The sequence below is a fragment of the Bifidobacterium sp. UTCIF-1 genome (assembly GCF_006408915.1).
GTDB classification, from domain to species: domain Bacteria; phylum Actinomycetota; class Actinomycetes; order Actinomycetales; family Bifidobacteriaceae; genus Bifidobacterium; species Bifidobacterium reuteri.
In genome coordinates this window covers 53,670-68,508 of the sequence record NZ_JFAG01000013.1, presented here as the reverse complement: position 1 = coordinate 68,508, position 14,839 = coordinate 53,670, and the positions used below count along the sequence as shown (strand labels likewise).

General features: G+C 62.5%; 7 protein-coding genes and 1 pseudogene. 7 read left to right on the top strand and 1 reads right to left on the bottom strand.

Annotated elements, in window-relative coordinates; translation table 11 throughout:
* The first annotated feature begins 527 nt into the window (after positions 1-527).
* The 7 genes and pseudogenes from dnaN (at position 528) to BW09_RS07050 (ending at position 14,088) form a co-directional block, all read left to right on the top strand.
* Positions 528-1,652, top strand: a complete 1,125-nt coding sequence (gene dnaN, locus BW09_RS07080) for a DNA polymerase III subunit beta (protein ID WP_044089257.1) — start codon at positions 528-530, stop codon at positions 1,650-1,652.
* Between the two features lie 169 nt (positions 1,653-1,821).
* Positions 1,822-2,989 (top strand): annotated as a pseudogene (gene recF / locus BW09_RS07075) (DNA replication/repair protein RecF); the annotation flags it as partial.
* Positions 2,990-3,167: 178 nt separating this feature from the next.
* On the top strand, positions 3,168-3,638 hold the full coding sequence (locus tag BW09_RS07070; protein ID WP_044089256.1) for a DUF721 domain-containing protein: 471 nt from the start codon (positions 3,168-3,170) through the stop codon (positions 3,636-3,638).
* Positions 3,639-3,843: 205 nt separating this feature from the next.
* The gene (gene gyrB, locus BW09_RS07065) at positions 3,844-5,934 is read left to right on the top strand and encodes a DNA topoisomerase (ATP-hydrolyzing) subunit B (protein ID WP_044089255.1); all 2,091 of its coding nucleotides are present in this window, start codon (positions 3,844-3,846) and stop codon (positions 5,932-5,934) included.
* 74 nt (positions 5,935-6,008) lie between these two features.
* Positions 6,009-8,750 (top strand): DNA gyrase subunit A, encoded by a 2,742-nt coding sequence (gyrA, locus tag BW09_RS07060; protein ID WP_375137569.1) that lies wholly within the window; start codon positions 6,009-6,011, stop codon positions 8,748-8,750.
* 67 nt (positions 8,751-8,817) lie between these two features.
* A complete protein-coding gene (locus tag BW09_RS07055) occupies positions 8,818-9,378 on the top strand; it encodes a DUF3566 domain-containing protein (protein ID WP_140463784.1) in 561 nt (186 codons plus the stop codon).
* A 465-nt stretch (positions 9,379-9,843) separates the two neighbouring features.
* Positions 9,844-14,088 carry a bacterial Ig-like domain-containing protein gene (locus BW09_RS07050; RefSeq protein WP_140463782.1) on the top strand — a complete coding sequence of 1,415 codons (4,245 nt, stop codon included), beginning with the start codon at positions 9,844-9,846 and terminating at the stop codon, positions 14,086-14,088.
* A gap of 130 nt (positions 14,089-14,218) precedes the next feature.
* On the opposite strand, the gene BW09_RS10945 is transcribed toward BW09_RS07050, so the two are convergent.
* A partial coding sequence (locus tag BW09_RS10945; protein ID WP_181162097.1) for a LacI family DNA-binding transcriptional regulator occupies positions 14,219-14,839 on the bottom strand: 621 nt, incomplete at its 5' end.

The window sequence follows — 14,839 nt, the reverse complement described above, 5'->3', positions numbered from 1 at the left end:
GCTATCCGGGAGAATGCGTTTCAGCGAACGTTTTCGGCACTTCGCGCAACCCGGTTCCGAAAACCCTCGAAAACGGTCTCCAGGATCGATTCTGCTCGACGCCGAAGGGCCCAACACGCCGTGCGCACGCGAAAAACGCGGCGAAGTTATCCACATAGTTATTCACAAATGTGGGTAAACTCTGCGGATAACTCGTGGATTACCCCCAAAATAGCGGTGGATAAGTCGTGCACAAGTGCCACCTCGATGTGGATAACCAAAAACCGGCATTTCCGGTGTGGATAACTTGGCGATTTATCCACATGCTATGCAGAAGTTATCCACATTGTGCACATAGTTATCAACCGTTGCGGCAGAAGCCCTGCGAGCACTTATCCACACTATCCACCGCGCTTATTATGGCGATTACTTACTCAGTACTTAGAAGGGCATCATCAGCACAGTAATCGGCGAGCACTGCTCCACATCGACTTAGCCGTTCACCGGCTAGAATGTTCTTCAGCGAAATCAGACGAAGGGAAACCCATATGAAAGTCGAAATCGATACCGCAGCCTTGGCCGACGCCGCAGCCTGGACGTCTCGCGTCATCGACGCTCGACCCTCGAACCCGATTCTGGCTGGCGTCCGGCTGGAAGCCGTCGACGGCACACTCCAGTTCTCGGCCTTCAACTACGAAATCTCGGCACGTCACCACATCGAAGCCGGCGTCGACGAACCCGGTTCCGTACTGGTCCTCGGCAAGCTGTTGGCGGATATCACCAAGTCGCTGCGCTCCGAGAAGACTTACATGTCCACCACCGACTCGACACTGACCATCAGCGCAGGCAAGTCGACGTTCACGCTGCAACTCATGCCCGATACCGAGTACCCTGACCTGCCCGTCGTGCCCGCAGCCCTCGGCCAGGTAGACGCACCGACCTTCGTGCAGGCCGTCAACCAGGCGTCGGTCGCGGTCTCCCGCGAGGAGAACCGCCCGGTGCTCACCGGTGTGCGCATGCAGTTCCGTGGCGACAAGGTCGTGCTGACCTCCACCGACCGTTTCCGTCTGGCCCGCGCCACCTTCACCTGGAGCCCGGTGAACCCGGATGTGGACACGACCACGCTGGTCCGCGGTTCGCTGCTCAAGGATGTGGCCCGTTCGCTGGACGAGCACCAGAACATCCGCCTTGACTTCGACGCCGACAATCCGACTCTGCTGGGCTTCGAAAACGCCGGCCGCGTGTCCACCTCCCAGCTCATCGATGGTGAATTCCCGGCAGTCGACCGCCTGTTCGCCGACGAATACCCGATTCAGGCCGTGGTGAACAAGCAGGATCTGCTCGATGCCATCACCCGCGTGGCTCTGGTAGCCGAACGCAACGCCCCGATCCGCATGGTCTTCTCCGGCCAGGAAGTGGCGCTGTCCGCCGGCTCCGCGGATGAGGCCCAGGCCAACGAAACGCTCGACATCGATATGGACGGCGACGACATCACCGTGGCGTTCAACCCCTCCTACCTCAAGGAAGGCCTGTCCGCCATCGCCGAACCGTTCGTGCGCATCAAAATGACCACCCCGGTCAAGCCGGTGGAGTTCAACGGCCAGCAGGAAGCCGATTCCGACGAATCGATGGACTACCGGTACCTGCTCGTGCCGATGCGCTTCAACAGCTGAACCCATAGGACCGCGATCCGGTAACCCCTAGTGGTCCGTCTCACTAGTAATTGAGCACTGCGTCTCTTGTCTCTCCCCCAGTCAGCTTCGCTGACAGCCCCCTCGTCAGAGGGGGCCAACACCACTCAGACAATTACGAGATAAACCCCTAGGAATCGACCATCATCCGATGTACATTTCGCGACTTGCACTCGACCACTACCGCTCCTGGAGCCAGGTAGTGGTCGATTTCGTACCGGGCGTGAACCTGATCATCGGCAACAACGGCCTGGGGAAGACCAATATCGTCGAGGCCGTGGAGGTGCTGTCCACCGGATCCAGCCATCGCACCTCCAGCACCCTGCCGCTCATCGAGCGCGGACAGACGACCGCCACCATCCGCGCAAACGTGGTCGACGTTGCCGGCGAGCACGGCGTCGACGGTCAGGACCAGTCGACTGTCACCGAACACGTCACCACATACGAGGCCTCCATCCATGCGCGCGGGGCGAATCGGGCCCGCGTGAATTCCGGCTCGTCGATGTACCTGCGCGACATCATCGGACAGATTCCCTCGGTATCGTTCACGCCGGAGGACCAGCGGCTGATCTCCGGCGACCCGGCCGCGCGCAGGACCTTCCTCAATCAGGCCGGCGCGCTGCTTGAACCCGGATATCTGGCGGCATTGCAACAGTTCACGCGCATCGGCAAGCAGCGCGCCACCCTGCTCAAGCAGCTGGGCGCGAACCAGAACGCCGGACAGCCGGTGGACGCCGTGCTCAGCGGTCTGGAGATCTGGACCGGACAGTTCATCGAAGCCGGCATCGCGATCACCCGCATGCGTCGGCATTTGATAGCGCTGCTCGCCGAACCGTTCGCGCGGATCTATCGCGATCTCGCCGGCGACACCGAACAGGTGAGCCTAGGGTATCTGCCATCGTTCGACGAAGTACTGATCTTCGATGAGCCTCATCAGGCGATCAGCGAGCATTTCCAACGCATCTACCCCGGCGAAGTGGCTCGCGGGGTGAACCTCATCGGTCCGCAGCGCGACGACCTGAGCCTCGAACTGTTCGACATGCCCGCCAAGGAATTCGCATCCAACGGCGAGATGTGGACCATTGCTTTGGCGCTGAAAATGGCGTTGTTCCAGGTCATTCAGGACAGGCTCGGAACCCGGCCAATCGTGATTCTCGATGATGTGTTCGCGCAGTTGGACGACAGCCGGCGCGCGCAGATCCTTGATTTCGCCGCCCGGCAGGATCAGACGCTGATCACCGTGGCCGCGGAAGGCGATGCTCCGGAGGCGGCCACGCGCGAGGGGCGCGCGCATGTGATCGATGTCGCCGCGCTGAAAGCGCAGTATGACGCCTTCGCCCAGTCGCTTCAAGAGTCGCTGCAGCAGTCGATTGCAGCGCGGTCGGGGGATACTGCGCTTGCGGACGATGCCTCGCTGCTGAGCGATACCGCGGCGTCAGCGGCTCCGGCCGCCGACGCCGCATCTCACGCCGCTGATACCGGTGAATCGGGGCCACGATGACGCCGCCGGTGGCTTTCGCCCTGCACCTTGACCAGACCAAGCTCGCCGCCGAGGTATTCGAGCAGATCTCGCATCGTGGCGCGTTGCTCAAGGACCGGCGCCGGCGGCGTGAGGAAGCCGTCGAGAACTTCGGCAAACCCGGACGCGACCCAATCGAGCTCGGCGACGTGATGTCCACCATCGCGGGTGATGGCGTCTGGAGCATGAACCTGAAACTGGCGCAACTGCGCACCCATTGGGACCAGGTGGTGGGCGAAGGCGTCGCCAAGCATACGGCGGTGGCCGACTTCACGAATGGCGTGCTGACGATACGCGCGGAATCGACCATCTGGGCCACGCAGCTGACCTATCTCATCCCCCAGCTGACCGAAACGATCCGGGGCAATCTCAAAGGACTGACCATCAACGAGATCCGCGTCACCGGTCCGGCCGTCGGCTATTCGCGCAAATGGGCGCGGCGGAAGTAAGCGCGTGGATGGTGGATTCGGCAAGGGTGGGCTTGGACCTCGAACCCGCAGAAGGCTCGCTATGGCGCTCGTCGTGCTAAACGAGTAAAATCTCATGAAGTATGGTCAAACGGCTAGAAGAGCCCTTTATGGGCGTCTTACAGCATATCGCTTCAGCAATAGACGATATTTGCGAGGTTGACCGGTAGTTACGGAAGGAAGCCTGTTGGCAGACGAAACCAGCAAAGAGGAGCAGCTGAAGGCGGCTGCGGAGCATATCAACACTGCGGAACTCACCGAGGGAGAACTTGACGAATCCATGGCCCCCGAACATTACGAGGCCTCTGATCTGAGAGTGCTCGAAGGACTGGAAGCCGTGCGTATCCGCCCGGGTATGTACATCGGCTCCACCGGCCCGCGCGGCCTGCACCATCTGGTCTACGAGATCGTCGACAACTCGGTCGACGAAGCATTGGCCGGATACGCCAGCCACATCGAAGTCACCATCCTGCCGGACAACGGCATCCGCGTGGTGGACGACGGTCGAGGCATCCCGGTGGACGAGGTGCCCGGCGAAGGCGTCTCCGGCGTGGAAACCGTGATGACCAAGCTGCACGCCGGCGGCAAGTTCGGCGGCGGCGGTTACGCGGTCTCCGGCGGCCTGCACGGCGTCGGTATCTCCGTGGTGAACGCGCTGTCCACCCGAGTGGACATCGAAGTGCGCCGTCAGGGCTTCCACTGGACCCAGACCTACCTCGACCAGCACCCCACCGCACGTCTGAAGCAGGGCGAGCCGATGGCCGAGGGCGAATCCACCGGCACATCCGTGACCTTCTGGGCCGACCCGAAGATCTTCGAGACCACGGTCTACGACTTCGAGACCCTGCGCTCCCGCTTCCAGCAGATGGCCTTCCTCAACAAGGGCCTGAAAATCAGCCTCACCGACCTGCGCGAACCCGATCAGGCCGGCGACGAGGTGGCCGGCGACGATGCGCCGGACGCCGGCGAGACCCATCAGACCGTCACCTACCAGTATGCCAACGGCATCAAGGACTACGTCGACTATCTGGTCAAGGTGCGCAAGGTCAACCCGGTCGAGGACGAGGTCATCAGCTTCGAGGCCGAGGACCTGAAGCTCGGCATCTCCGCCGAACTGGCCATGCAGTGGACCACCGCCTACTCCGAATCGGTGCACACCTTCGCCAACACCATCTCCACCACCGAAGGCGGCACGCACGAGGAAGGCTTCCGTGCGGCGCTGACCTCGCTGGTCAACCGGTACGCGCGCGACAAGGGCATCCTGAAGGACAAGGACGAGAACCTGTCCGGCGACGACGTGCGCGAAGGCCTGACCGCCGTGATCTCCGTGAAGCTCACCAACCCGCAGTTCGAAGGCCAGACCAAGACCAAGCTCGGCAACTCCGAAGCCAAGACCTTCGTCCAGCGCGTGATGACCGATAAGCTCGGCGACTGGTTCGACTCCCATCCCGCCGAGGCCAAGAACATCATCCAGAAGGCCATCGAGGCCTCGCGCGCGCGTCTGGCAGCCAAGAAGGCGCGCGAGAACACCCGCCGCAAGTCGATTTTCGAATCCGCGGGCATGCCGGACAAGCTCAAGGACTGCCAGTCCTCGAACCCCGAAGAGTGCGAGCTGTTCATCGTGGAGGGTGATTCCGCAGGCGGCTCCGCCATCCAGGGCCGCAACCCCATCACCCAGGCCATCCTGCCGCTGCGAGGCAAGATCCTCAACACCGAGCGCGCCAGCCTGGACCGCATGATGAAGTCCGACACCATCGAATCGCTGATCACCGCAGTGGGCGGCGGCTACGGCGAGGACTTCGACATCTCCAAGGTCCGCTACCACAAGGTCATCATCATGGCCGATGCCGATGTGGACGGCGCGCACATCGCCACCCTGAACCTGACGCTGTTCTTCCGCTACATGCGCCCGATGATTACCGCCGGATACGTCTACGTGGCCATGCCGCCGCTGTACCGGCTCAAGTGGACCAAGGGCCCGCACGACTTCGTGTACACCGACGCCGAACGCGACCGTGTGCTCGCCGAGGGCAAGGCGAAGGGCCGCCAGCTGCCCAAGGGCGAAGGCATCCAGCGGTACAAGGGTCTGGGCGAGATGAGCTACCAGGAGCTGTGGGAGACCACCATGGATCCCGAGCACCGCATCCTGAAGCAGGTGCACATCGAGGATGCAGCTGCGGCCGACGAGACCTTCTCGATGCTGATGGGCGACGAAGTGGAGCCCCGCCGCCTGTTCATCCAGCGCAACGCCAAGAACGTCCGCTGGATCGACGCGTGACCGAATCCTCCAACCGCCCTCGTCAGAGGGGGCTACGAGCGGCTTAAGACTTAGACAACTAAAGGAACGATAGAGTGGCAGACGAAAACAACAATATGCCGACGGACGGCGACGGCACCGACGATCAGTTCATGCCGGACGGCTCGATGGAGCCGTTGAGCCCGCAGGAGGCGGACAACACCGACTACGGCCTGATGACCGGCGAACGCATCCAGCGCAAGGATCTGCAGCAGGAGATGCGCGAATCCTATCTGGCGTACGCGCTGTCCGTGATCGTGGAACGCGCGTTGCCGGATGTGCGCGACGGCATGAAGCCCGTGCACCGCCGCGTGGTCTACGCGATGTACGACGGCGGATACCGCCCCGACCGCGGTTACAACAAGTGCTCCCGCGTGGTCGGCGACGTGATGGGTAAGTACCACCCGCACGGCGACGCCGCCATCTACGACACCCTCGTGCGCATGGCCCAGTCCTGGTCGATGCGCTATCTGCTGGTCGACGGTCAGGGCAACTTCGGCTCCCCCGGCGACGATCCGGCCGCGGCCATGCGTTACACCGAATGCCGTATGGCCCCGCTGGCCATGGAAATGGTGCGCGACATCGACAAGGACACCGTCGACTTCGTGCCCAACTACGACGGCAAGACCCAGGAGCCGACAGTACTGCCGGCGCGCTTCCCGAACCTGCTGGTCAATGGTTCCGCCGGCATCGCCGTCGGCATGGCCACCAACATCCCGCCGCACAACATGCGCGAGGTCGCCGAAGGCGTGCATTGGGCGCTCGAACACCCGGACGCGAGTCGCGAGGAGCTGCTCGACAACCTGATCCGCATCATCAAGGGACCGGACTTCCCCACCGGCGCCACCATCCTCGGCCACAAGGGCATCGAACAGGCCTACCGCACCGGCCGCGGCCTGATCACCATGCGCGCGGTGGTCAACACCGAGGAGATCAACGGCCGCATGTGCCTGGTGGTCACCGAGCTGCCGTATCAGGTGAACCCGGACCGTCTGGTCGTCTCCATCCGCGAAGCCGTGCGCGACGGCAAGATCCAGGGCATCGCCGACATGCGCGACGAGACCTCCGGCCGCACCGGCCAGCGCCTCGTGCTGGTCCTCAAGCGCGACGCCGTGCCGAAGGTCGTGCTCAACAACCTGTACAAGCACTCCCAGCTGCAGCAGACGTTCGGCGCGAACATGCTGGCTCTTGTGGACGGCGTGCCTCGCACGCTGAGTCTGGACGCCTTCATCCGCCACTGGGTCGGCCACCAGCTCGACGTCATCGCCCGACGCACCGCGTACCTCAAGCGCGAGGCTGAGGAGCGCGACCACATCCTGCAGGGCTACCTCAAGGCGCTTGACATGCTGGACGAGGTCATCGCCCTCATCCGCGCCTCCGAAGACACCGATGCCGCGCGCACCGGTTTGATGCAGCTGCTCGACATCGACCAGGTGCAGGCGGACGCCATCCTGGCCATGCAGCTGCGCACGCTCACTCGCATGAACCGCGACAAGATCGTCGCCGAGCACGAGGAACTGCAGCGCAAGATCGCCGACTACATCGACATCCTCGCCAAGCCCGAGCGCCAGCGCAAGATCATCGGCGACGAACTCGACGAGATCGTGGCCAAGTACGGCGACGAGCGCCGCACCAAGATCCTGCCGTTCTCCGGCGAGATGAACGTCGAGGACCTGATCGCCGAAGAGAACGTGGTGGTCACCGTCACCCACTCCGGCTTCATCAAGCGCACCAAGGCCGACGAATACCGCGCCCAGCACCGCGGCGGCAAGGGCATCAAGGGCACCAAGCTGCGTGAGGACGACGTGGTGGATCACTTCTTCCTGACCTCCACGCACAACTGGCTGCTGTTCTTCACCAACAAGGGCCGCGTCTACCGGCTCAAGGCCTATGAACTGCCGGAAGGTTCGCGCGACTCCAAGGGCCAGCACGTGGCCAACCTGCTGCAGTTCGCGCCTGACGAGCAGATTCAGGCCGTGCTGTCCATCCCGAACTACGACGTGGCGAAGTACCTGGTGCTCGCCACCCGCTCCGGCAAGGTCAAGAAGACGCCGCTGGCCGAATACGATTCCGCTCGTCAGGGCGGTCTGATCGCCGTGCGCCTGATGACCGACGAGAACGGCGAGAACGCGGACGAGCTGATCGGCGCCGCACTGTGCAACGCCGAGGACGACATCATCCTGGTCTCGCGCCTTGGCATGAGCCTGAAGTTCCAGGCCGACGACGAGCAGCTGCGCCCGATGGGCCGCCAGACCGCCGGCGTGCAGGGCATGAAGTTCCGCGAAGGCGACAGCCTGCTCGCCATGGACGTGGTGCCGGAGGATTCCGACAAGGACCTCTTCGTGGTCACCAACGAGGGCTTCGCCAAGCGCACCGCCATTTCGGAATACCGCCTGCAGGGCCGCAACGGCCTCGGCGTGAAGGCTGTGCAGCTCGTGGAGGGCCGCGGCTCGCTGGTGGGCGCGCTTGTGGTGTCCGAGGACGATCAGGTCATGGCCATCATGAAGTCCGGCAAGGTGATCCGCTCCAATGTGGACGAGGTGAACCGCACCGGCCGCACCACGCAGGGCGTCACCTTCGCCAAGCCGGACAAGGGCGACGAGATCCTGTCCATCGCTCGCAACGAGGAGAAGGACGACGAGGAGGATGAGGGCGAATCTGCCGCTGGGGCTGCCGCCGCACCCGCTGAGGCACCTGCCGTTGAGTCTGCCGAGTCTACTAAGTCTGCTGAAGCGCCTGCTGAGGCTGCCGAATCCGCGCAATCCGAGGAGAATGTGAACAACGCGGACGCCGAGTGAGCGGCGTCCGGAAAAGCTGGTAGCCTCGCTAACAGCAGAGGCTACCGATAGCCTGTAAGGAGAAACGATGAGCGAGAATCTCGAAGGAAACGAGCCGGTCATGCAGCCCGTGGCCCCACCCACAGTCGAACCTGCTGAGCCGTTGATCAGCCCTGCGCAGGGTGCCCCCCGCGTGGCACGTTCCGTGTCCAGCGATCCCGAGGAATCCGCTCTGCCGAACGGCAGCACTCCCACCACCTCGCGTCCGAACGTGCGCCGCACGCCGCGCGCACGCCGCATGAGCCTGTCCCTGACCCGCGTGGACGCCTGGTCCGTGGCCAAGGTGACGTTCATGCTTTCCATCGCCGGCGCCATCATCCAGATCGTCGCCGCCGCGCTGGTATGGGTCATGCTTGACGCCGTCGGCGTTTTCGGACAGATCACCCAGATCGTTTCCAGCACCGGTCTCAACACCGAGGGATTCGACTTGAAGAACGTGTTGTCCCTGACCACCGTGATCTCCGGCGTGACCATCTTCTCCATCATCGAGGTTGTGATTGCCACCCTGCTCACCACGATTATTTCCCTGCTGTATAACGTGGTCAGCACCTTGGTCGGCGGCGTCCACCTGACGCTCGGCGACGACTGAGTTCCTGCCGGTCCGGCGTGTAGATTGAGTCTGGTGAAGCGCCGGCGCAGCCTCGGCGAGCACCTGTTCAAGTGACAATAGATCGGGTGATAATCGATTATCGGAAAAGCGGCCTTTCGGGGCCGCTTTTTGTATGCCCGTGATGGCTTGGATACCTATCAGTGGTTTGGATGCGGTGTCGGTATCTTGACCGCTGTGGCGCTGTGAGCAACGGATAATGGCTGCTGAATTATCGTATTGACGGGAATAATCAAGCCGGGAACCATGGGAATGTTATGGATAACATCCCGCGCGTGCATATTTGCCATAATTTGTAACCGGTCACGCATTGTGGCTATACTTACAACCAACTCGGTGCGCCTAACTGCGAGGAAGGACGCGGGCGCTATTGAGGAGCCAGAAATGGCGTGCGCATTCGTTTGATTGCGCAAACATCAATGAAGAAGAAGCAAGGAGGTTTCTTCAATGACCCAATCCACCCTAAGGCGCCTATTCGCGGGCACAGTCGCCGGCGCGACGCTGTTGTCCGGAATGGCACTGGTGCCGACCGTCGCAGCCTATGCGGACGAGACGACACAAGACACCCCAGCCACCGGCACCTCATATTACGTCGACTGCCAGGCGGCCCCCAATGGCGACGGCACGCAGGACAAGCCGTTCAACTCATTCGCCGCAGCCAACAACGTCACCCTCAAGGCCGGCGACCGACTGCTGTTCAAACGCGGCACCACCTGCACCGGTGAGGATCAGACGGTAGATGGCACCACCATCAAAGCCGCCCTGCGCATCGTGAACACGCGCGGCACCGCCGAAGCCCCGATCGTCATCGGCGATTACGGCGACGCCACAGCCCCCGCACCGAAGCTCGACGGTGCCGGCGTGGCCGATGTGGTCCTGCTGCGCAACAGCGAATACATCACCGTGGAGAACCTCGACATCTCCAATACCGACACCGAAGCGAACTATTACAAATACATGCGCCGTGGCATCACCGCCGAAAACGACAACGCCGGCGAGCTGAACGGCATCATCATCCGCAACAATTCCATCCACGACATTTACGGCGAAAAGCAGAAGGACCTTGGCGGATCCGCGGCAATCCAGCTCGAGAACTACGGCCGCTCCATCCCGGTCGATGGCGCTGACAAAAAGAAGGGCAGCGTCAAATCCGATACCTCCCGTGCCACCCGCTCCTGGTTCAACGACGTGCAGATCGTGGGCAACACCATCACCAACGTGAACCGATCCGGAATCAACATGTCCTCCGACTTCCGCTGCCGCGAGGATGTGGCCTGGGAGTGCGGCGTGAGCGGCTCCACCCGCGACAAGTACCCGTGGACCCCGAACAGGAACCTGTACATCGCATCCAACACGTTGAAGGACATCGGCGGCGACGGCATCGTCGTGCAGATGTCCGATGGCGCAGTGGTGGAGAAGAACTATCTGGAGAACGCGGCAAGCGTCAACGGCCAGGGCTCCAACGCCGGCATCTGGAACTGGAACTCCGACAACACGCTGTTCCAGTTCAACGAGGTGACCAACACCAAGAAGCTGCCCGGCAACAACGACGGCACCACATGGGACTTCGACTACGGCACGCGCAACACCGTATTCCAGTACAACTACAGCCATGACAACGCCGGCGGCGCGGCCCTCGTGTGCGCCTGCACCGACTGGTACAACAATCCGGACGAGATCGGCACGGCGCTCGGCGGCACCTTCCGCTACAACCTGTCCGTCAACGACGGCGTCGCCGCCACGCCACGGGACGACTCCACCGACACCTATCGCACGGTGACGCTCGACGGCATCACCGACATGAACTATTACAACAACACGACCATCCTGCCCAAGGGTGAGAAGGTCACGTTCTCCAACAATGCGCAGAACGCCGGCGTGACGTACAACAACAACGTGATTATCGCGCAGGACGGTACTACGTTGACCGACCAGAACAGCAAGATCAATGACGACGGCTTCCAGATCAACTATGGCAGCAACCTGTACGTCGGCGGCGATCAGACCAAATGGGCCAAGGTCGGCGAGAACGGCAACCAGTACGTCTCCCTGGCTGACTATGTCGCCGCCACCGGACTGGACCTCGAGGCCGTAGCCAAGGGCGATCTGAGCTCGCTCTACTCCGCCAAGGCCACCGATTACGCAGCCGGCAAGGGCCGTGCGATGGCCAGCGACAACTTCCCGTTCGCCATCAGCAACAAGTATCTGACTGGTGACAATGCGCTCAAGACCCTCGACTTCCCGCATGGCTTCGATCACGCCAAGCAGACCTATGGCACCCAGCACGTGGTGTCCGGTTGGTCCGCCCCGGCCGTGGGTGCCTTCCAAGGTGCCGATACCACCGAAACCGGTGCCGTGGGTGACCTGTCCGCAGGCAAGTCCGTGACCATCGACGCGCCCGGCAACGCCACCTTGGAGATCAAGGCCACCACTGCCGGTGACGCCGTGCTCGAAGCCGGACTGGCCAACGATCGCGGATACACCCAGCAGACCACCGGCGAAGGCGAGCAGGTGCTGCACGTGCGCACCTCGTCCGACGTGTCCAAGCTGACCCTGACCAACACCGGCAAGTCCGGTGCGGTCACCGGCATCAGCGTCTCGACCGTATACGACCAGCTGTGGGACGGTTCGTTCGAAAGCATCAACCACGGCAAGGCCAGCCAGCCGAAGAACGGCATCTCGCCGTGGGCGCCGGCCAACCGCGACCATTCGAAGAACCGCGACAACTACAACGACGCCAAGATCAAGCGCTACCGCTCCGACCTCAACCAGCAGAACGCGGTGGTTTCCGGCGAACGAGCCGCCAAGCTCGGCAAGAGCGATGGCGTCTCGTTCACGCAGATCGATCAGCGCAACATCCCTGCACAGCCCGGCAAGACCTATGAACTTGGATTCTGGGTCACCACCGGCGCCAGCAACGACCAGACTTCATCCACGGTGACCGCCACCGTCCGTTCCCGCAAGGAAGGTTCCGGTGCAGGCGGCAACTTCAGCCAGTATGGCACCGTGTTGCTGAACAAGTCGGTGGACGCCGAAACCGCTGATGGCGGCGACAAGGTGTACGTGCGCGGTACGTTCACTGTGCCGTGGGATGTGCCGGCAGACAGCGCCCTGTGGGTCAACATCGCACAGCCTGATCTGGATGATGCCTCCGCTGCCTATGTGGACAACGTGACGCTGGTCGAAACGGCCGCCCCGGTGACGGACATCGCATCCATTGCCGTGACCAAGCAGCCGGCCAAGACCGATTACCAGACCGGCGAGTCCCTGGACGCCGCTGGGCTGGAAGTGACCGCCACCCTGTCTGATGGCACCACCCGTGTGCTTGATCCGTCCGAGTACACCCTGCTTGGCTTCGACTCCTCCAAGGCCGGTGTCGTGCCGGTGACGGTCAAGCTCAACGTGGATGGCAGCAAGATCACCCGCTTCCGTGTGCGTGTGCAGAACGTGACCAACCTGGCATACAAGTTCCGTTCGTCCGCCACTGCGTCCGACGTGCAGACCAAGTGGGGCACCTCCAAGGCTTCGGATGCGTCCGACGGCAATCTGGGCACCAATTGGTCGAACTGGAAGGACAAGTCCGAGAACGCTCCGGCCAATCCGGCGTGGATCAACTGGACCTTTGATCAGGCGTACAAGCTCGGCAATCTGGAGTTCTATGTTGACCAGACCAAGGCCGAGGCCGCACCGGCCCAGTTCCAGGTGCAGTACCTTGGAGAGGATGGCAAATGGGTGGATACCGATCTGATCGGCAAGCCTGACGCCAGCAAGCCCGCCGAGCCTACCGTCCTCGACCTGAGCGGACTGCCCGCCACCAAGGCCATCAGCCTGATCGTCACCCCGGTGGACAACGGCAGCGACTATCCGTACGTGAAGGTGGCCGAAGTGAAGATCTTCCAGGCCGCCGACCCGCTGCCCACACTGGAGTCACTGACCGCCACCGTCAACCCGGAGACCAAGTACACGGAGGGCGACCTGTTCTCCGCAGCCGCTTCCGGTCTCAAGGTGGAAGGTGCGTGGACCGGCGACTACACCGACGAACTGCTGCCCAGCGAGTATACGCTGTCTGCGGCAGACAAGGATGGCAACGCAGTCGATCTCACTCAGCCGCTCCCGGCCGGAGACCTGACCGTGACGGTCGCCGCGGTGGAGAATCCCGAGATCAAGGCCACGTTCGATCTGACGGTCGCCCCCAAGCAGACGCCTGAGCCGGACGTGACCATCACCGGCATCGGCGTGGCCCAGAACCCCAACAAGACCGAATATGCGGTCGGTGAGACGTTCTCCGCCGAGGGCCTGAAGGTGAGCGCCCAGCTCTCCAACGGCAACACGCGCGATTTGGACGACAGCGAGTATGCGACGGCCGCCTTCTTCGACGGTTCCGATCAACCGGTGGATCTGTCCAAGCCGTTCTCCAACGCGGGCACCCTGACGGTGACGCTCACGCTCAAGGCCGACAAGACCATCACCACTACGTTCACGGTGACGGTGAAGGCCAAGGGTGGCGAGCAGCAGCCCGGCCAGCAACCCGGTGGCGACAAGGACAACACCGCCAATCCGAACAAGAAGCCCGCCGCCGATCAGGGTGGCAAGCTGACTGATTCCGGCTCCAGCGTCACCATCGTGGCCGCTGTGGCTGTGGTGCTGATCCTGGCCGGAGGCATCCTCCTGCTCAACCGCCAGCGTCACTGACGCTTCGGGTACGCGGTACGTGGGTAGGTGCGTGCGCAAGTAAGCACCTACGCCAATGAGTACGCGAATAGTGCAAAATACGCACAATATGTGAATGGCTCTCCCTCACCGGGGAGCCATTCTTCGTATATCAGGCGGATTCGCGGCGTTCGATGTGGAATGTCGCGGTGACGCGCTGATGGGGGAGATTGGGTTCGTCATCGATCCGCCTGATCAGCAGATCCACGGACCGCCGGGCGATGTCTTCGATGTCGACGGCCACCGTGGTCAGCGACGGCACCATGGACGCCCCCATTGCGATGCCGTCGAATCCGATGATGGCGATATCGCGCGGCACATCGAGTCCGATATCCTTGAGCCCGCGAATCACGCCGAACGCCACCGTGTCGGTCATGCAGAACAGGGCGTCGCAGTCGCGGATCGTCGATTCATAGGTGTGCACGGCCTGCCGGGCGTCCACGTTATTCCATGGAGTCGGAATGACGCGCGCGGGATTCCACGTCATGCCCAGCTCCTCGAATGCTATTCGGCAGCCGGTGATACGGCGTCCTTTGGTGATGCGACTGTCTTCGAGTGACACCTCGTTCACCGCCGGATTGGCGCCGATGATGCCGATCCGACGCCGCCCGATACCGTGGAGGTAGGTGATCGCTGCCTGCGCGCCGGCCTCACACGGTGTCAGCACGGTATCGATATCGGTCTGCCGACGGTCATCGTCCAGCAGCACGGTCGGTCGATGATTGGACAAGGT

What these genes read in the sequence shown, in the direction of transcription:
- BW09_RS07070 (WP_044089256.1), top strand. Translation starts at nt 3,168, where the DNA reads ATGACGCCGCCGGTGGCTTTCGCCCTGCACCTTGACCAGACCAAGCTC.
- dnaN (WP_044089257.1), top strand. Translation starts at nt 528, where the DNA reads ATGAAAGTCGAAATCGATACCGCAGCCTTGGCCGACGCCGCAGCCTGG.
- BW09_RS07050 (WP_140463782.1), top strand. Translation starts at nt 9,844, where the DNA reads ATGACCCAATCCACCCTAAGGCGCCTATTCGCGGGCACAGTCGCCGGC.
- BW09_RS07055 (WP_140463784.1), top strand. Translation starts at nt 8,818, where the DNA reads ATGAGCGAGAATCTCGAAGGAAACGAGCCGGTCATGCAGCCCGTGGCC.